The 17,770-nt window shown below is 68.6% G+C and carries 15 protein-coding genes; 10 read left to right on the forward strand and 5 right to left on the reverse strand.

Translation table 11 applies throughout. The features are described 5' to 3' along the window. The first annotated feature begins 40 nt into the window (after positions 1–40). The 4 genes from FM051_RS41520 (at position 41) to FM051_RS41535 (ending at position 6,217) form a co-directional block, all read left to right on the forward strand. Complete coding sequence (locus tag FM051_RS41520; protein ID WP_158852595.1) at positions 41–1,837, forward strand: M48 family metallopeptidase; 1,797 nt, start codon at positions 41–43, stop codon at positions 1,835–1,837. A 523-nt stretch (positions 1,838–2,360) separates the two neighbouring features. Then, positions 2,361–4,001, forward strand: coding sequence for a pyranose oxidase (locus tag FM051_RS41525; RefSeq protein ID WP_158852596.1), 1,641 nt, complete (start codon positions 2,361–2,363; stop codon positions 3,999–4,001). Positions 4,002–4,016: 15 nt separating this feature from the next. Then, complete coding sequence (gene iolE / locus FM051_RS41530) at positions 4,017–4,919, forward strand: myo-inosose-2 dehydratase (RefSeq protein WP_158852597.1); 903 nt, start codon at positions 4,017–4,019, stop codon at positions 4,917–4,919. After that, complete coding sequence (locus FM051_RS41535) at positions 4,916–6,217, forward strand: FG-GAP repeat domain-containing protein (RefSeq protein ID WP_158852598.1); 1,302 nt, start codon at positions 4,916–4,918, stop codon at positions 6,215–6,217. The genes iolE and FM051_RS41535 overlap by 4 nt, the downstream gene beginning before the upstream one ends. Before the next feature lie 38 nt (positions 6,218–6,255). Here FM051_RS41535 and FM051_RS41540 read toward each other — a convergent pair whose 3' ends face one another. The 3 genes from FM051_RS41540 to FM051_RS41550 all read right to left on the reverse strand — a co-directional run bounded on the left by FM051_RS41540 (position 6,256) and on the right by FM051_RS41550 (position 7,949). After that, on the reverse strand, positions 6,256–6,501 hold the full coding sequence (locus FM051_RS41540) for a hypothetical protein (protein WP_158852599.1): 246 nt from the start codon (positions 6,499–6,501) through the stop codon (positions 6,256–6,258). Positions 6,502–6,521: 20 nt separating this feature from the next. Then, complete coding sequence (locus FM051_RS41545; protein WP_202919298.1) at positions 6,522–7,166, reverse strand: TNT domain-containing protein; 645 nt, start codon at positions 7,164–7,166, stop codon at positions 6,522–6,524. A gap of 243 nt (positions 7,167–7,409) precedes the next feature. After that, entirely contained in the window at positions 7,410–7,949 is a 540-nt protein-coding gene (locus FM051_RS41550) for a MarR family winged helix-turn-helix transcriptional regulator (protein ID WP_158852600.1), read from the reverse strand. A gap of 133 nt (positions 7,950–8,082) precedes the next feature. On the opposite strand from FM051_RS41550, the gene FM051_RS41555 reads away from it, so the two are divergent. From FM051_RS41555 to FM051_RS41565, 3 genes are all read left to right on the forward strand, one after another. Further along, positions 8,083–9,027 (forward strand): NADP-dependent oxidoreductase, encoded by a 945-nt coding sequence (locus tag FM051_RS41555; RefSeq protein ID WP_158852601.1) that lies wholly within the window; start codon positions 8,083–8,085, stop codon positions 9,025–9,027. 438 nt (positions 9,028–9,465) lie between these two features. Further along, entirely contained in the window at positions 9,466–10,146 is a 681-nt protein-coding gene (locus FM051_RS41560; RefSeq protein ID WP_158852602.1) for an O-methyltransferase, read from the forward strand. A gap of 128 nt (positions 10,147–10,274) precedes the next feature. Further along, a complete protein-coding gene (locus FM051_RS41565; protein ID WP_158852603.1) occupies positions 10,275–11,126 on the forward strand; it encodes an AfsR/SARP family transcriptional regulator in 852 nt (283 codons plus the stop codon). A gap of 134 nt (positions 11,127–11,260) precedes the next feature. On the opposite strand, the gene FM051_RS41570 is transcribed toward FM051_RS41565, so the two are convergent. After that, positions 11,261–12,565 carry a condensation domain-containing protein gene (locus FM051_RS41570; RefSeq protein ID WP_202919299.1) on the reverse strand — a complete coding sequence of 435 codons (1,305 nt, stop codon included), beginning with the start codon at positions 12,563–12,565 and terminating at the stop codon, positions 11,261–11,263. Positions 12,566–12,980: 415 nt separating this feature from the next. Here FM051_RS41570 and FM051_RS41575 point away from each other — a divergent pair, with 415 nt between their 5' ends. After that, positions 12,981–14,240, forward strand: coding sequence for a cytochrome P450 family protein (locus tag FM051_RS41575; RefSeq protein ID WP_158852605.1), 1,260 nt, complete (start codon positions 12,981–12,983; stop codon positions 14,238–14,240). Between the two features lie 155 nt (positions 14,241–14,395). Here the strand turns inward: FM051_RS41575 and FM051_RS41580 are convergent, their stop codons facing one another. Next, the gene (locus FM051_RS41580) at positions 14,396–15,811 is read right to left on the reverse strand and encodes an FAD-binding oxidoreductase (RefSeq protein WP_158852606.1); all 1,416 of its coding nucleotides are present in this window, start codon (positions 15,809–15,811) and stop codon (positions 14,396–14,398) included. Between the two features lie 184 nt (positions 15,812–15,995). Here FM051_RS41580 and FM051_RS41585 point away from each other — a divergent pair, with 184 nt between their 5' ends. After that, positions 15,996–16,460 (forward strand): MarR family winged helix-turn-helix transcriptional regulator, encoded by a 465-nt coding sequence (locus tag FM051_RS41585; protein ID WP_158852607.1) that lies wholly within the window; start codon positions 15,996–15,998, stop codon positions 16,458–16,460. 155 nt (positions 16,461–16,615) lie between these two features. After that, positions 16,616–17,719 (forward strand): acyl-CoA dehydrogenase family protein, encoded by a 1,104-nt coding sequence (locus tag FM051_RS41590; RefSeq protein ID WP_158852608.1) that lies wholly within the window; start codon positions 16,616–16,618, stop codon positions 17,717–17,719. The last annotated feature ends 51 nt before the right edge of the window (positions 17,720–17,770 follow it).

Consider the following 17,770-nt stretch of genomic DNA (forward strand, 5'->3'; position numbering starts at 1 on the left):
TATTCCCACCACCGGGTGCGGGAGCCGTACCCTCCTGCCCGTGCACCGGTGGATCATCGTGCTCAGGGCGGCCGTTTCCGTGGTCCTGCTGCTGGGGTTCGTCCTCGTCGTCGTCGCTTACGTGATCGGTCTGCCGTTCGCGGTGAGCTGGTCGGCGTACGTCGTCAGCGGCGGGAACGTGCTGGTGCTCGTGGCCGCCGGGCTCGGGGTCGGGCTGGTGGTGGGGTTGCTGGTCAGGTCTCTCGCCCCGCTGCGCGAGAAGCCTTCGTCGACGCGGAGTCTTCCGCTGTACCGCGACGACTGCCCAGAGCTGTGGCACGCGTTGGACGAGCTCGCCGCGAAGACCGGGACCCGGCCGCCGGACCAGGTCTGGCTCAACGCGGAAGTGGCCGCTTCGGTGTCCGAGCGGACGAAGCTGTTCGGGCTGCTGCCCGGACGTCGTGACCTGTACCTCGGGCTGCCGCTGGTGTGCGGGTTGTCGCGGGCGGAGTTGATGGCCGTGTTGGCGCACGAGTTCGGCCACTACCTCCATCGGCACAGCAGGCTGGCCGCGCTGAGCTACCGGGGACACGTCGCGATCGGCGGGGTGCTGCGCCGGTTCGCCCGCCACCGGGCCAATCCGCTCGGCTGGCTGTTCCGCGGCTACGGGATGCTGTACGTCGCGGTTCAGCACGCGGTGAGCCGTCGCCAGGAACTGGAGGCGGACGCCGTCATGGCCCGCGTCGCCGGGCGGGAGGCGGCGCAGGCGACGTTGCGGCGGCTGCCGATCGTGAAGGACGCGTGGGACGTCTACTGGAGTGAATACGTCAGTGGCGGCTTCGACGTCGGCCTGGCCCCGCAGGACGTCTTCGGCGGGTTCGGCCGCATGCTCGACGCCCGGCGCGAAGAACTCCTCGCCGCACCGGTCCGGGCCGAGGCGCGGTCGTGGTGGGACACCCATCCGCCGATCGCGGATCGCTTGTGGGCCTTGGATTCGGCGCCGGACGGCGACGCGCCCCCGGTTTTCGACGTGGATCTCGTGGCGGATTTCGCGAAGCGCGTCGAAGCCGTGGCGTTCGACTTCGGGGGCCTGCGCGGCCTGCCCTGGGACGACTACCTCCGCGAAGTGTGGCTGCTGTGGCTGCGCCGGGAGCACGACGCGGCGTACCGGGCCATGGCGCGGGCGGGTGTGCCGACCCTCCACGACGTGCTCAGTCGCGCCGAAGCCGGTGACGGTGAGGAGTTGTTCGACGAACTGACCGCGGCGAACCTCGCCCCGGAGGGCCTGGACGCGGTGATCCTGCTGGCGGCGTTCGAAGCCGGTTCGGTCCGGTTCGAACACCGGTGGGATGAGCAGCCGGTGCCGGTCGGGGCGGACGTCGAGGACATCGTCGAGAGCATTTTCTCGGGTGCCGCGGAGCAGGCGCGGGCGGCGCTCGATGAGCTGCGCGTGGACGTCCACGCGGTGGGCACCGGCCCGGTCAGGATCCCGGCGACCGCGGCGAGGATCCGCGGCGGGATCGCCGACGTCCGGCTGGGGGGTGAGCTGCACTACCTCGTCATCACAGACCTGGGTCTGCTTTTCGCGCCACGCCGGTCGAAGACGCCCGACGGCGGGAAGCAGGTGCTGCGGGAGCTGGTGGAGTCCGGCCGCCCAGGCGCTCTCGCCGTGCGGGACGGCGCGATTTGGCTGCCGTACGAGGAGTTCGCCGCGGTCCGGGTCCTGCGCGCGGTGCCGATCAAGGCGTCGATCCGGCTGACGGATGCGACGACCTACGAGATCGCGGGGACTTTCACCGGCTACAGCCACGGCGATTCGCAGCAACTCATCCAGCGCGTCCTCGCCGGACACGCCTGAAAGCCGTTGAAGGCCGCAGGTTCATCCGGTCCAGCGATGGCACGAGGTCGCTCGACGGTGGAGTGTGGCGAGTGTGGCGCGCGCTGAGCGTGTTCGGCCGCCGGGTCGGGATACGGCGATACCGCTCCGCCGCGTGAAGTCGGGCGGCCGTCCACTGCGCCCGCGATTCCGGCCGTCCGAAAAGATCGAGTCCGACGGCGTGCGGCACTTGGGGCTGCTCCCAGGCCGTCTACGCGGTGTGGTTGACGAGCCGGGTCCGCGTCGTGCGGCCGGTTGACCGATCGCGCACGTTCGCGCGAGCCCCGACACGTCGGAGCTACCGGGGCGTTCGCGCACCGAAACGCAGTCGTACCTGGTCGTGGTGCAGGTGCGCTCTATCCGGTCGCATCCCGGCGCGAGCGTTCCGCCACACCATGCGCGGTGCCACGATCGGATTGCCGAGTCCGGACAGAGGTCTACTTCGGACTCGGCCTTCGTCGTGGCGCACCCGCGGTGCGCCAGTCCGCAAGAATAGGGGTTCCACATGGCACGGCAGGAAATCTCAGTCGACGCCTTGATCGTCGGCTCGGGACCGATCGGCGCGACGTTCGCGAACAAGCTCGTCGCGGCGGGCAAGAAGGTCCTCATGATCGACGCGGGGGCGCAGCAGTCCGCGCGGTACGGCGAACACCAGAAGAACGCGTTCCTGTTCCAGCGCAACATGGACCTGTTCGTCTCGGTCATCAAGGGCCACCTCAGCCCGGTGTCCGTGCCCACCCGCGACGACCCGCCGTTGACGCTGGACCCGTCGGCGTTCCGCTTCGACCCGAAGAAGTACCCCGGTTTCATCAAGAACGGCCAGAACCCCGAACAGGACAAGCACTACAACCTCGACGCGTGCGGGTCCACCTACGCCGTGGGCGGTATGGCCACCCACTGGACGTGCGCCACCCCGCGGTTCAAGGAATCGGTGGAGCTGGACTGGACGTCCCCCTCGGGCACCGTGCACCAGTACCCGATCGACCTCGCCACGATGGACAAGTTCTACACAGAGGCCGAGCAGCTGATCAAGACGAACACCGAGGCGTTCGACATCTCGGTGCGCCACCAGCTCGTCCGCACCGTGCTGGACAAGGCCGGCTACCCCATCCAGGCACTCCCGCTGGCGGTGGAGCGGCGCACCGACAAGAAGGAGTTCGTCCGGTGGAGCGGCACGGACACCGTGTTGGGCGAACTCGCGGACCCGCGCAAGCCCAACGCGAACTTCACCCTGCTGCCGGAGCACCAGTGCACCAAACTGGTCATGAACCCCGAGCAGACCGAGGTGCAATACGCGCAGGTCTGGAACCTCAACAACTGGGACGACGAGATCATCGTCACGGCCGAGCAGTACATCGTCGCCTGCAACGCCGTGCTGACCCCGCAATTGCTGTTCGCCTCGGGGTTCGGCGAGGACCGGCTGCCCGCGCTGGGCCGGTACATGACCGAGCAGCCGATGTCGTTCTGCCAGGTCGTGCTGCACCAGCACCTGGTCGACAACATCAAGGACTACCTGGATCCGAATTACGACGGCGCCAAGCGCATCGACGAGTACCGCCAGTCCCACCCGCAGGACCCGGTGCCGATCCCGATGGGTGAACCGGAGCCGAACCTGTGGCTCCCGATGACGCAGCGGTACCCGTGGCACTGCCAGATCCACCGCGACGCGTTCAGCTACGGCGACCTCGCCCCGGACGTCGACTCCAGGCTGGTCGTGGACCTGCGGTGGTTCGGGCTGACCCGCCCGCGCCCGGAGAACCGCGTCACGTTCTCCACCGCCGTCACGGACACGTTCGGCATGCCACAACCCACGTTCACGTTCAACCTCACCAAGAAGGAACGCGAGCGCGCGGGCGAGATGATGGGCAACATGACGGAGGTGGCGTCGTTCCTCGGCGGCTACCTGCCCGGCTCCGAGCCGCAGTTCGTCAAGCCCGGCCTGCCGCTGCACATCGCGGGCACCACGCGGATGGGTGACAACGCGGAGACCAGCGTGGTCGACCGGACCTCCAAGGTGCACGGGATGACCAACCTCTACCTCGGCGGCAACGGCCTGCACCCCTCGGGCAACGCGGGCAACCCGACGCTCACCAGCATGGCGATGGCGTTGCTGTCGGCGCAGTCCATCCTCACTCCCGAAGCCTGACACCCGGAGGTTCCCATGTTCGACCGACAACGGGTGTTCCTCGGTATCACGCCGACGTGTTGGAGCAACGACGACTTCCAGGGCGAAGAAGAACTGGGCAGCGAGATCCCCTTCGAGCAGTGCGTGGACGAGATCGCCAAAGCGGGCTTCCAAGGGTGCAGCATCGGCCACAAGTTCCCGAAGAACGCGGACAAGCTCGTCCACGAGCTGTCGCGCCGCCAGTTGCGCGTCTCCGAGCCTTGGGTGAGCACGTTCTTCACCGAGCCGGACAAGTACGAGCAGACGCTGGCCGAGTTCCGCCAGCGCATGAAGTTCGTGAAGAAGGTCGGCGGCCAGGACATCGGCGTGGCGGAGTTCGGCAACTCCATCCACCTCGACCCCGACGCGGACCTCGTGGAGCGCAAGCCGAGGTTCACCGACTCCCAGTGGGACGACCTGGCCGCCGGGCTCAACACCCTCGGCAACCTCGCCACGAGCGAGGGGATGCGGCTGTGCTACCACCCGCACATGGGCACGGGCGTGCAGACCCACGACGAGGTGGACCGGCTGATGCAGGCCACGAACGACAACGTGCACCTGCTGCTCGACACCGGTCACCTCACGTGGGCGGGGGCCAGGGTGGCGCGGTTGATCCGCGACCACGCCTACCGCATCCCGCACGTGCACCTGAAGAACATCCGCGAGGAGCCGATCAGCAGCGGCAAGTACCGCAGCTTCTACGAGTACGTGAAGGGAGGCGTGTTCACCGTTCCCGGCGACACGGGGATCGTGGACTTCCCGACGATCCTGCGCGAGCTGGACCGCGAGGGCTTCACCGGCTGGCTGGTCGTCGAGGCCGAACAGGGCCTCGACCAGGGCGAGCCGCTGGACTTCGCGCGCAGGGCCCGCCAGTACCTCAGGGCGGTGACCGGACTGTGAACCTCGGCGACCCCGGCATCGGTTTCGTCCCGCAGTTGGTCGACGCCGACCCGAAGGACGGCTACTGGGTGCAGGCGGCCGACATCGACGGCGACGGCCGGCTGGACCTCGTCACGTCCGGTCTGACGACCGGGCAGGTCTCCTGGTACCAGAACCCGGGCCGGGACAACGGCCCCTGGCGCAAGCACCGCGTCATCGAGATGGACAAGCCCGTCGCGCTGGACTGCGGCGACATCGCGGGCGACGGCCGTGCCGACATCGTCATCTGCCACGACTACGGCAAGTGCATGTTCGACTGCGGTTCGGCCGACGGGAAGATCTCCTGGCTGCGCAACCCCGGTGACCACACCGGCGACCAGCCGTGGGAACAGCGGCAGATCGGCGACCTCGTCGCCACGCACCGCCTCGCGCTCGGCCGGTTCACCGCCGCCGGCGGCACCGAACTGCTGGCGCTGCCGGTCGTGGGGCCGGCGGGCGGTTCGCAGGGCGTGGACCAACCGATCGAGGTCACGCTCTTCCACCCGCCCGCGAACGTCCTCGACGACCGGCCGTGGAACCGGACCGCGTTGAACACGACGGACTTCCGGATCGTGCACGGCGTCGTGGTCGACAGGTTCGCCGGCACGCCCTACCCCGACCGGGACTCGCTCCTGCTGGCCTGCGAGGAGGGCATCGAGTGGTTCGGCCAGGGCGGCGACGGGACGTGGCAGCACACCCAACTGCACCCCGGCTCACCGCTGCAGAACCCGCCCGAGGGCATGAGCCGCCGCTTCAAGGGCAGCGGGAACCTGGCCGTTGGCAGGTTGGGCGACAACCAGTACGGCTACATCGCGGCCATCGAACCGTTCCACGGCAACACGTTGGCCGTCTACACCCGCAAACCGAACGGCGCGGGTCCGGGCGGGGCGTGGCAGCGCACGGTCCTCGCGATCTTCGGTGACCCCGAGAAGCCCGGTCTCGCCGTCGGCCACCACGTCGTGGCCGCCGACTTCGACGGGGACGGCAACGACGAATTCCTGGTCGCGCTGCGCGGCCCGGCGCCGTGGCAGGGCGTGCTGTACTACAAGATCGACGTGCGGGACGGCGTGATCGCGCAGTGCACGAGCGCCACGGTGTCCACCTACTCGACGGCCCGGATCGCGGTGGGCGACTTCAGCGGTGACGGCAGGCTCGACTTCGCCACCACCGGCTACTACACGGAGGGCTACTACAAAGCCAAGAACCCGCGGATCATGGTGTTCCGCAACGAGTTCGGCAAGCCGCTGTTCGCGCCGCAGCCCAGAGCGGTGAACGGCTGACGGGCGCCCCGCCCCGCCGGAGTGCCGGCGGGGCGGGATCACCCGGTGTTCCAGGTCAGCCGGTCGTAGAGGTCGGCGCACGCCGCCTCCTCGGTGTCGTGCTCGACGAACGGGTCGTACACGCCTCGTTCGAACACACCGACCTGCCACCGACCGCCGCGCTCGCGCAGGAAGTAGAAGTCCAGGGGCGGCACGTCGCCGAACTCCCGGACACCCTCGATCAGGTAGGCGTTCCGGGGGACGCCGGCCCCGTCCAGGGCTTGCGCGAGCGCGTGGCGGTCCATGACAGCTCCGATCGATCCTGCTACACCCGGGTCAGGTAGTCGTGCTTCAGGAGCCAGTCGACGTTCCACCGCTCCTGGCTGCCGGGCGGTGCGATCACCTTGTACTGGACGCCGCCGCCTGGCTGTTCGAAGGCCGCGGCGGTGGTGCCGCTGAGCACCTTGAACTTCTTCTTGACAACGTACTTGTAATAGCTGTTCTTGCGGAAGCCGTCCTTGTAGTAGCAGGAGTCGAGGCTCTGCGGCGGGATCGAGCGCTTGGCGAACGATGTGTCGACCGGTGCCAGGAACCGGCCGGACTCACCACCGAAGCGGTCGACGTACGCACCGACTCGGAGATCTTCCAGCTTGGGTTCGCCCTGGAAACCGTCATTGGGCGGGTATTTCCACCCAATCCTTTCCCCGTGGTCCTCCCAGTACTTCCCCAGGAATTCCTTGGAGTTGAGTTTGCCGAATCGTTCGTACCCGACCAGCATCTTCCCGACCGGATCGTGCGGTGCCGGCAGGTCTTTCGGTCCCAGGCGCGTGTCGTCCTGGTAGAACGGCCCGATGCAGGCCAGCTCGTCGCCCCGGGCCGACGCCGGTGCGGCGTGCGCCGCGGGTGCGACGAGTCCGAGCACGACGGGCAACGCGATGAGGTAGGTGATCAGTGATTTGCGCAGGCTCACGCGCTTTCTCCTCACGGTCGTTCCGGTGGCGGGAACAGCCACCAGAACTCGTGAGTACCAGACGTGCGAGAGGGGAGAGTGGCATTAATGGAGGAGCACCCTAAGAGGGTGCGGGAACCACTCGACTGCGTCCGCTGATGTCCGGAAAATGAATTGATCGACTCGATCGGATGTCACCAGGAAGTGGTGCAACCGCCACCTGTGGCAACGTGGTCCACGTTTCCGCGAATGAGCGGCTTGCCGTCACCGGTCTTTCGCCACGTGGGTCGGGCGGCGTTTGCGGGGGGCGGCGGAGCGGGGTGGCTGGGCGCGCATGTGGTCCCGCACGCGGGACATGATGTCGCCGAGGTGGCGCAGGTCTTCGTCCGACAGGGGCTCGAACAGCAGGCGGTGGACGACCTGGATGTGGCCGGGCAGGACGCGGCCGACGAGGGCGAGGCCGTCCTCGGTGATGGTGACCAGGGTGGCGCGCTCGTCGGCGGGGCTGGGGCCGCGGGTGATGAGGCCGGCCTTCTCCAGCAGCCCGGCCTGGTAGGTCAGGCCGCTGCGGCTGTAGACGACGCCGTCGGCCAGCTGCGTCATGGTCAGTTGGCCGTGGACCGCGGCGAGACGGGCCAGGAGCTGGAATTGCACGTAGCTCAGGTCGCCCTCGGTGCGCAGCTGCTGTTCGACGTGGTGCTGGAGCAGGCTGACCGCTTCCATGAGCGCGAAGTAGACCCCAAGTTGCTCGGGGTCTAGTGCCTGGACGCCGTCGGCGCCGGCGTCGGGGCGGAAGTCGGCCATTTTCCCAGCATATATGCTTCGAACCCGTAGCAATGTGTCGATCATCACTTGCGGCAGGAGTGTGCTTCGAAGTCAAATCAGTTAGGCTCGTTTATGCTTCGACTTCGAAGCAAGCGAGCGAAGGAGAGAGATCATGAAGGCAATCCGTTACCACTCGTACGGCGAGAGTGACGTCATGGTCTACGAGGAGGCGGACCGTCCGGTGGCGGGTGCGGGACAGGTCGTGGTGCAGGTGGCCGGCACCGCGTTCAACCCCGTCGACGTCCCGATCCGCGCGGGCGTGCTGCAGCAGGCGTTCCCGCTGACGTTCCCGCACATCCCGAACTACGACGTGGCCGGTGTCATCGCCGAGGTCGGCGAGGGCGTGAGCGGCTGGAACGTCGGGGACGCGGTGATCGGGTTCCTGCCGATGAACGTGCCCGGCGCAGCCGCCGAGTACGTCGCCGCGCCCGCCGACGTGCTGGTCGCCGCACCGAGCACGGTCGAGCTGGCCGACGCCGCGGTCCTGCCCTCGGCCGGGGTGACGGCCTGGCAGTCGCTGTTCGAGCACGGCGGCCTGAAGGCCGGGCAGAGCATCCTGATCAACGGCGCGGGCGGCGCGGTGGGCGGGTACGCCGTCCAGCTCGCCGCGCAGGCCGGTGCCGTCGTGACCGCGACCGCCAGTCCGCGCAGCCAGGACCGCGTCCGCTCCTACGGCGCGGAGCGGATCGTCGACTACACCGCCACCCCCGTCCTGGAGGCGTTGGCCGGGCAGCGGTTCGACGTGGTGCTGCACATGGTGCTGAACCTGTCGCCCACCGCCGCGGAGGACACCGCGGCGCTGCTGGACCTGGTCGCCGACGGCGGAGCCTTCGTCAGCACCACCACTCCCGGCCCGGCGGATGCCGGCCGCGGGGTGAAGACGGTGCAGGTCTTCGCGCGCAGCGACGCCGCCCAGCTCGCCGATCTGGTCACCCGCGTCGACGCCGGGGACCTGAAGGTCTGGGTGGCCGAGCGGCGGCCGCTGGTCGAGCTGCCGGCCGTGCACGCCGAGGCCTTCCCCGGAGGGCTGTCCGGCAAGACCGTCCTGATCCCCTGACCTGCGCGATTCCAGGTCGGGAAACCATCGGTCCGTCCCCGGGAACACCACCCACCGCGAGCGCACGCACATTCCGCACATCGAGGGCAGTGCGGCGATGGTTTTCCTGAAGATGTCGAGCGGGTTCCCGTAGTCGGTTGTGGAGGATGCACCGGGTTTTGCGGTTCAATGACTTGTCCGATACGTCACGGATTTGTCGTCGCTGTGCGATGTGAAGCCGGCGAAAACTCTGCGACAACGGAGCACTTGGGGCTTCCCAGCCGGTGACGACGCGCTTACCATCGGAGACGACCAGGCTGCCTGGCCGACTCTGCTCTGCTGGTCGCGCGAAGAATCGGGGGATGACATCGCGCCAAGCTCCGATACATCATCCGTGAATGGACAGGCACCAGGATCCTCATATAACGGGAACCCCTCGACAACTCAAGGAGTGTCACCATGTCTTCGACGCTGCGCTCGGAACCGGTGGTCTCGACTCTGGACCGGCTGTTCGCCGCCGAGGATCAGCAGGATTTAGTGGCGGCCTTCGCGGCGGCCGGCGTGGACGTGACCGCCGAATATCCCCTCGAAATGAGTGACGCCGAGCTGGCGGACCGCGCGAAAGACATCATCATGTCGGTGTCGAGGGAGGGCGGGAAACTTCTCTACCTGCTCACCCGGGCCGTCAAGGCGCGAACCGTGGTGGAGTTCGGTTGCTCGTTCGGGATCTCGACGCTCCACCTGGCATCCGCGGTGCGCGACAACGGCGGCGGGCAGGTGATCACGACCGAGTTGCAACCGGAAAAGGCGCAGCGCGCACGCGAGAACTTCGCCGCCGCCGGTCTCGACGACCTCGTCGACCTGCGACTCGGTGACGCGCAGGAGACGCTGCGGGAACTGCCCGGGCCGGTCGACCTGCTGCTCCTGGACGGGTGGCCCACCCTCCGGCTGCCGATCCTGGGCCTCGTGCAGCCCCGGCTGCGGCCCGGTGCCCTGGTGATCGTCGATGACATCGACCTCGACGTCGGCCGGAACATCAACCAGGATTTCCTCGACTACGTCAACGATCCGGCCAACGGATACCTCACCCTGCGGCTCCCGGTCCACCAGGGAGTCCAAGTGTGCCTCAAGCTCGGCTGATCGGCCGTATTCACAACCGTGATGAATTGATCACTGTGGCTCGCCGTCTGCCGCGACGATTGTCTCCGCAATGGTCGCGGCAACAGTCGTGCGATCCGCGGTGGAGTCGACGAGAAGACGAGGGTTCGATGTATATCAGAGTTCTCGGCCCGCTGTCGGTCCGTCACGGCACGGTCGAGATGGCGCCCACCGCGCAGAAGCCGCGCAAGGTGCTCGCGCTCTTGCTGCTCAACCACTTACGGGTGGTACCCGTCTCGGCTCTGATAGACGAGTTATGGCAGGAAGTCCCGCCCAAAACCGCGCGCACGGCGTTACAGGCCTATGTGTTCCACCTCCGGAAGCAGTTGACCCGGACTACCGGCCTCACCATGGCGGAGGTGGCCGAGACCATGCTGCAGACGGTGCAGAACGGGTACCGGTTCGCCGCCGAACCCGGGGAGTTCGACCTGCAGACCTACCACCGGCTCGAACGGGCCGGGGCCAAGGCCATGGACGCGGACGACCTGCGTTCGGCCGCCCAGTACTTCCGCCAGGCCCTGCACCTCTGGCGGCGCGGACCCGCGGTGGCCGATGTCGAGCCGGGCACCAGGATCCGAGCCGAGGTCGCCGCACTGGAACAGTCCCGGATGACGATGCTGGACTACCGCATCGAACTGGACCTGCGATTGGGCCTGCACCGCGAGATCCTCAGTGAGCTCGCGGTCCTGACCTCGCGCAACCGCTTCCACGAGAACCTGCACGCCCAGTACATGATCGCGCTGTACCGGTCGGGATACCGCGTCCGGGCGTTGGAAGCGTTCCACAAACTGCGGCACAACATGATCAACGAGTTCGGGCTCGAGCCTTCGCTCAAGCTCAAGAAGTACCACCAGGCGGTGCTGACCTTGGACCCCGCCCTGGACGAGGCGGTGGTGGTGCCGCTGCCGCAGCGGTCGGCGGAGAACCTGCCGGAGATACCGTCGGTGGCGAGCTCGTTCTAGAGCTCTCGTTCTCGAGCTCGGGAGCGTCATTCAGAGCTGCTTGATCACGGGTTGGGCAGCGCGACGGCCCCGCCTGGTCGAGATCGTCTTCCTGCCGCGGAATACGTCCGACCGGGAGCGGGGCCGTTGCGCTGTCAGTCCAACCTCGCTGCCTCGAGCGCGATCCGGACGCTGTCGTCGGCGAGGCGCTCGGCGCGTTCCGGCGATATCGCCTCGTCGATGTAGGTGAAGTTCCAGGACAACTGGCCGTGGCTGGTGCTGACCGACGCGGCGAAGTAGCCGACGACCGAGATGCCGCCGACGAATTGTGCCCCTGACAACTGCCACGGGCCCAGCGTGTCGGGGAAGTCGAACCGCCCGATGTTGGAGATGAAGAAGTTGAACGGGCCGTGCTCCTCGATGAACCGGACGAACGGTTCACTGTCCGCGACGCCGGCCGGCCCGTGGTCCGTGAGGAGGCTGGCCCCCGCGAAGTGCTCGCCGCGTTGCCTGCGCTCCGCGATGTCGCCGGTGATGGACCGGGCCATCGACCACAGGTCGTCGGGCCGGTGCTGGACCACGGAGTGCACCGCCGACACGTAGGGGCCGACCTCGTCCTGGGACGGCGGCGGATCGAGCTCGTCCCGGAAGCTGACCGGAGAGCCGATGGTGAAGTGCGTGGGCGACGGGGTCCCGGCATCACGTGCCACGGCGGAGACCATCGCCGCGGCCAGCACGCCGTGCACCGTGGCGCCTTCCCGCTTGCACGCCAGCGTGAGGTTCTCCAGCGCGTCACTCGCGAGGAACCGGTGTAACAACCGGGTTCGGCGCTGGTGGAACGGCACGAAGCGATCGGCCGTCAGCCGCCCCACTTCGCCCTGGACCGCGCCGGGGTCCTCCTCGTCCGCCGCGTTCTTGTCGGACAGCCCACCCGGCCCCCCGCGGTAGCGCGCCGGGAAGAGGTCTTCCACGGCGGGCCGGACGGGTCCACTCGCGACGGTCTGGTCGGCCGCCGGCGGCTCGGCGGCGAGCCGCACCCACTGCCGCAGCAGCGAGAGCAGGGTCGTCCCGTCCGAGATGCAGTGCGCGACGGTGATGACCAGATCGTGGATGTGCCCCGGCTGCGTGATGAGGACGGCGCGGGCCAGCGGACCCGACCCCCAGTCGATCGAGACGGCGAGCTCCTGCTCGTCCACCTCGCGCACCCACCGCGTGTCCTCGGACTGGGTGAGGATCACCTCACGCAGTGGAATCGGGTTGTCCGTCGGCAGGAATCGCGGGTCGGTGCCGGATGCGCTCGCCGTGATGGCCAGGCGGAGCAGCGGATGCCGGGCCTGCAGCGCGGCCAGTGCCCTCCGCAGCGCCACAGTGGACAGTTCGCCCTCGATGCGGACGCGGGCGCTGACGTTGAGCGTGGACAGCTGGTCGGCGATCCAGTACCAGCGTTCCGTCGGGCTCAACGGTCGCGTCACCTCGGCCGGCGTGTCGGTGGCGCTCGGTATCGGGACGGACGAGGAAACAGAAGTATCCATGCGGAATGGCCCCATCACTACGCGCTGTGCTGTGCATCAGCGGTGGACACCCAGGGAAGCTCAAGAATTAATGAGGGTCGTGACCCTAGCCCGCTGCCAAAAAGGTGTCCACCGAATTAGGGGTGACGTGGATCACGTATCCGATTTAGTCGGAGGTTAGTCGCATTTAAGCGATTTTTGAGGTCGGCGGGCCAGCATCGCGCCAACCGGACGGCTGTCGTGGTCGAGCCGTGTTCATCTGCCGGGGCGTTCCACCGGTCGTACCAGCTCGCGCACAAGGGTGCGGAGACGCTCGACCGGACCCCCACCGCTTTGACATCCAGTAGCCAGGAGGCATGTCACCATGGCCGACGCGATGGCCACCCAGGCCACCCGGGCTCCCCTCGTCCACCTCGACCCCTCGGGCGCCGATCACCACGGCGAAGCGGCACGGATGCGCGAACTCGGCCCGGTCGTCCGCGCCGTGCTCCCCGGTGACGTCCGGATGTGGGTGGTCACCGAGTACGCGTTGCTCGCCGACCTCGTCACCGACCCGAGGGTGAGCCGGGACTGGCACAACTGGCACGCCCTGCAACGCGGCGAGGTTCCCGAGGACTGGCCGTTGCTCAACGTGATCCGGCTCAACAGCGTGATGTCCCACGACGGCGCGGAGCACCAACGGCTGCGTCGCCCGCTGATCCGCACGTTCACCCGCAGCCGGGTCGAGGGTCTGCGGCCGCGCATCGAGCACATCGTGACCACGCTGTTGGACGACCTGCCCAACCAGGCCGGCCCGGACGGCGCCGTCGACCTGCGGCAGCACTACGCCTACCCGTTCCCCATGCAGGTGATCTGCGAGCTCATCGGCGTACCCGAATCGTGGCGGCCCCGGTTCCGCGAGCTGATCGACAGCGTCGTGCGTGCCGACACGACGGCCGAGGAGACCCTGGCGATCCAGGAGGAGCGGCACGACCTGTGGAGCCGGCTCATCGCCATGCGGCGAGCCGAACCGGTCGACGACCTGACCAGCGCGCTGATCGCCATCAACAACGAGGACAACGAGGCGCTCACCGACGAAGAGCTCGAAGACACCCTGTGGATGCTCATCGGCGCCGGCCACGAGACCACGCTCGCCCTGATCATCAACGCGACGCGGGCCCTGCTCACCCACCCGGACCAGTTGGCCATCGCCCGTGACGGCGACGCCGAAACGTGGGCCAAGGTCGTCGAGGAGACGCTGCGCTGGGACGCCCCGATCGGGAACTTCCCGGCCAGGTACCCACTCGAGGACATCACCGTCGGTGGCGTGACCATCCCCAAGGGGGAGGCCATCCTCGCGCCCTTCAGCGGGGTCAACCGCGACCCGGCGCGGTTCGGTCCGGGCGCCGACCGGTTCGACATCACCCGGCCGCCGACCAAGCACATCGCGTTCGGCGGTGGACCGCACGTCTGCCTCGGCGCCCACCTGGCCCGGATCGAGCTGGCGGTGGCCCTGCCCGCGCTGTTCGCCCGCTACCCCGACCTCCGGCTCGCCGTCGAACCCGGCGAGCTGACCCCGGTTCCGTCGTTCATGTTCAACTCCGCGATCAGCCTGCCGGTGCACCTCGGCCCAGCGGCAGGCTGAAAACCCGTTGTGATCACGTAGTTGTGATCACAACGGGTTTTCAGGACGGGATGCTGGAGCCCGGTCGGGCGCGGTCGACCGGGTTCCAGCAAGATCATGTCCGGGCCGGAGCCCGGCACCCGCCTACGACCGGGCGGCTACGCGTTCCCGCGGTTTCAGGAGACGGCCGGCGGGATGTTGTGGTTGGACCGGAAGGTGTTCGCCGGGTCGTAGACGGCCTTGAGCTCGGTCAGCCGTTGGTAGTCCTTGGGGTCGTACGCGGAGCGCACCTGCTCGGAGTCGCTCTCGCCGTTCATGAAGTTCAGGAATCGGCCCCCGGTGCTCCACGGCGCGATCGCCTCGAACATCTTCTTGTGCGCGGGCCGCACGTCGGTGATGTCGGCGCGTTCCAACCGGGAAGCGACGTTGAACAGGAATCGCGCGTCGCGGTTGCCGACGGCGTTGCCGACGGCGGGCGGGTGGGCGAGCCTCCCGCCGAGGTGGCGCAGTTCGACGATGTGCGGCACCGGCACGTGGGGCCCGGCCAGGTCGAGGATGGCGCGCACCGCGATGGCGTCGAGTTCGCCCATCATGGCGGTGCCGGCCTCGAAGGTTCCCGGCGCGACGGGGTCGTTGTAGATGGTCACGGACTCGGGGTAGGACATCTCGCGAAGGGTGTCGATCATGGGGTGGAGTGCCCGCAACGGCGCCACCAAGCGCTCGCTGGCCCCGAGGGTGTCCGCGGCGTAGGCGATTCGGAGGTGGACGACGTGACGGCCGCGCAACGGCTCCGGGAGCGCCGGAACGTTGGGGAAGGAGATCAGCGCGACCGAGGAGCTCATCTCGTCGGGCACGGTGGCGGTCCACTGCAGGTAGGTCTCGAAGACCTCGGCGGCTGATTCGCCGGGGAAGAACAGTCCTCCGCCGTAGAGCGTGGTGATCGGCATGAGGTCGATCTCCATGCCGGTCACCACGCCGAAGTTGTCCCGGCCGCCGCGCAGTGCCCAGAACAGGTCCGGGTCGGAGTCCTCGGTGACGTGCCGCAGCTGGCCGTCCGCCGTGACGACGTCGAGGCTGCGCACGTGGTCGGCGGCGTAGCCGTAACGCCGGGACAGCAGACCCAGCCCGCCGCCGAGGGTGTAGGAGACCGCGCCGAGGGTCGGGAGGGAGCCCGACAGCGGCGCCAGCCCGGCGGGCGCCGCCTCGTGGATCACCTGGTCCCACCGCGTACCCGCCGCCAGCCACGCGGTGCCCGCCTCGGCGTTCACCCGGACACCGGTCATCCGCGAGGTGTTGATCAGCACTCCGCCCTCGGAGGCGACGGCGGACAACTGGTGCCCGGTGCCCTGCACCGCGACCGGAAGCCCGTGGTCGCTCGCGAACGCCACCGCCGCCCGCACATCAGCGGGTCCGGTCGCGCCCACCACGATGTCGGGCCGATGCGAACGAGTGGTCTGGTACCCGGCGCGTTCCGCGTCGTACCGCTCGTCTCCGGAGGTGACCACCGGACCCATCACCCGCGCGGCCAGAGCGTCGATCTCGGAGGCCTCGACGCCGGCGACCTCGTCGCGTTGCGGGTCGGAACTGTTCATGATCTTTCCCCATGGTTGTCGGTGTTCGTGGTTCGCCGCCCGGATCGGGCCGGTGTGGGCCGTCAAGCCTCGTCACCAGGGCGGATACCGGGGTGCTCGCGGGCTAGTAAGGTAACCGTACTATCAGGCGGCACCATACTGTCAAGTACCTTGACGAAATGGCTGTGCCAGGGAGGTGCCCGGGATGACGACGCGATCCGGGAAGCGGGCCGAGGACGACGAGAGCAAGCCGCCGCTTCCCGCTCTGCTCGCACAGGTCAAGGACATCACCGTCGAACAACTCCACCAGCGGCTCAGCGAGGAGGGGTTCGAGGGGATCCGGTTCTGGCACGGTTCCGTCTTCCGGTTCATCGACGAGGACGGCTCGCGGCTGACCGCGCTCGCCGAACGCTCCGGGCTCACCAAGCAGGCGATCGGCGAGGTGGTCGGTGAACTCGAGCGATACGGCTACGTCGAGCGGACGGCCGATCCGGACGACCGCCGGGCGAAGATCATCCGGCTGACCGAACGGGGCAGGAAGGGCCAGGTCGCCGCCGCCCGGATCCTCATGGACATCGAGCGGCGGTGGGCGCGGCACGTCGGTCCGGACCGGATCGCCACGCTGCGCCGAACGCTGGAAGACGTCATCGGGCTCGAAAGCGGACAGTGAACGTTCGCGTGAACGTTCGGGGTCGCCGGGCCGTGCGCTGACCGGATGCGCGGGGCCGCAACGCCGCGGCCGAAGTGCGCGGCATAGTCACATTTCATCACTGTTTGAGGTCGGGTTGTGAGTGTTCGCACATCGCCGTTGAGGGGAGTGCGGACATGCACGACCAGATGCCACCCGGGACCACGTTGGCCGTCGCCGCGAAGAAGGTCGCGGACCTGGCGGCCGAGCACGCGGCCGAGGCGGACAAGCGGCGACGACTGGCACCGGAGGTCGCGTCGGCACTGGTGTCCGCCGGGTTCGCCCGCCACGGTGTGCCGGAGGCGCTCGGTGGCGCCGGCTCGTCGTTCCCGGAGCTGCTGCGCGCGTTGATCACAGTCGGCGGCGGCTGCGCCTCGGCGTCGTGGTGTGGGCTTTCGCTCGCCTCGTCCGGGCGGATCGCGGCGTTCCTGCCGCCGCGGGGGCAGGAAGAGATCTGGCGGGACGGCCCGGACGTGCCGATCGCCGCCGCCCTGCCGCCGGCGGGTGCCGCCACGCGGGTGGACGGCGGCTGGCAGCTGACCGGTCGGTGGGCGTTCGTCAGCGCGATCGACTTCGCCGAGTGGGTGCTGGTCTGCGTGCTGACGGACGGTCGGCCGACCTTCTGCGCCGTGCCGAAGCGCGACTTCACCGTCGAGGACACCTGGTTCACCGTGGGCATGCGCGGCACCGGCAGCCGCACCGTCGTGCTGGACGGGGCCTTCGTGCCGGATCACCTGACCTGCGCGCAGCCCGCCGTCGTGGCGGGGCGCAACGACCACGTGACCGACCCGGCCTACCAGGTGTCAGTGCTCGGCTCGATGCCGCCGCTGTTCGCGGCACCGGCCCTCGGCGCGGCCCTCGGCGCGCTCCCGGTCTGGGCGGACGCGATCGGGCGCAAGAGCAAGGACGGCCGACCGGCGCCGCGCTACCAGGAGGTGCTCGCGCAGACCGCCGCCGAGCTGGACTCCGCCCGGTTGCTGGTCGAGCGGGCCAGTGAGACGGCGGGCGACCTGCCCGGCGAGGCCGACATCGCCCGCACCGCGCGGGACGCGTCGATGGCCGCGGAGCTGACCCGGGTCGCCATCGAGCGGCTGTTCTCCACCGGCGGCACGTCGATGCAGGTCGAGGGTCACCCGGTGGAGCGGGCCTGGCGGGATGTGCACTGCGCCGTGGCGCACACCCTGCTGAAGATCGACGTGAACAGCGCGCATTTCGCCAAGCTTGCCTGGCCGGCCGGTTAGCCGGACTTCCATCCGGATCCGGGCCGACAAATCTCATCGAGAAGTTTCCGT

Source organism: Saccharothrix deserti (assembly GCF_009769385.1).
Classification (GTDB): domain Bacteria; phylum Actinomycetota; class Actinomycetes; order Mycobacteriales; family Pseudonocardiaceae; genus Actinosynnema; species Actinosynnema deserti.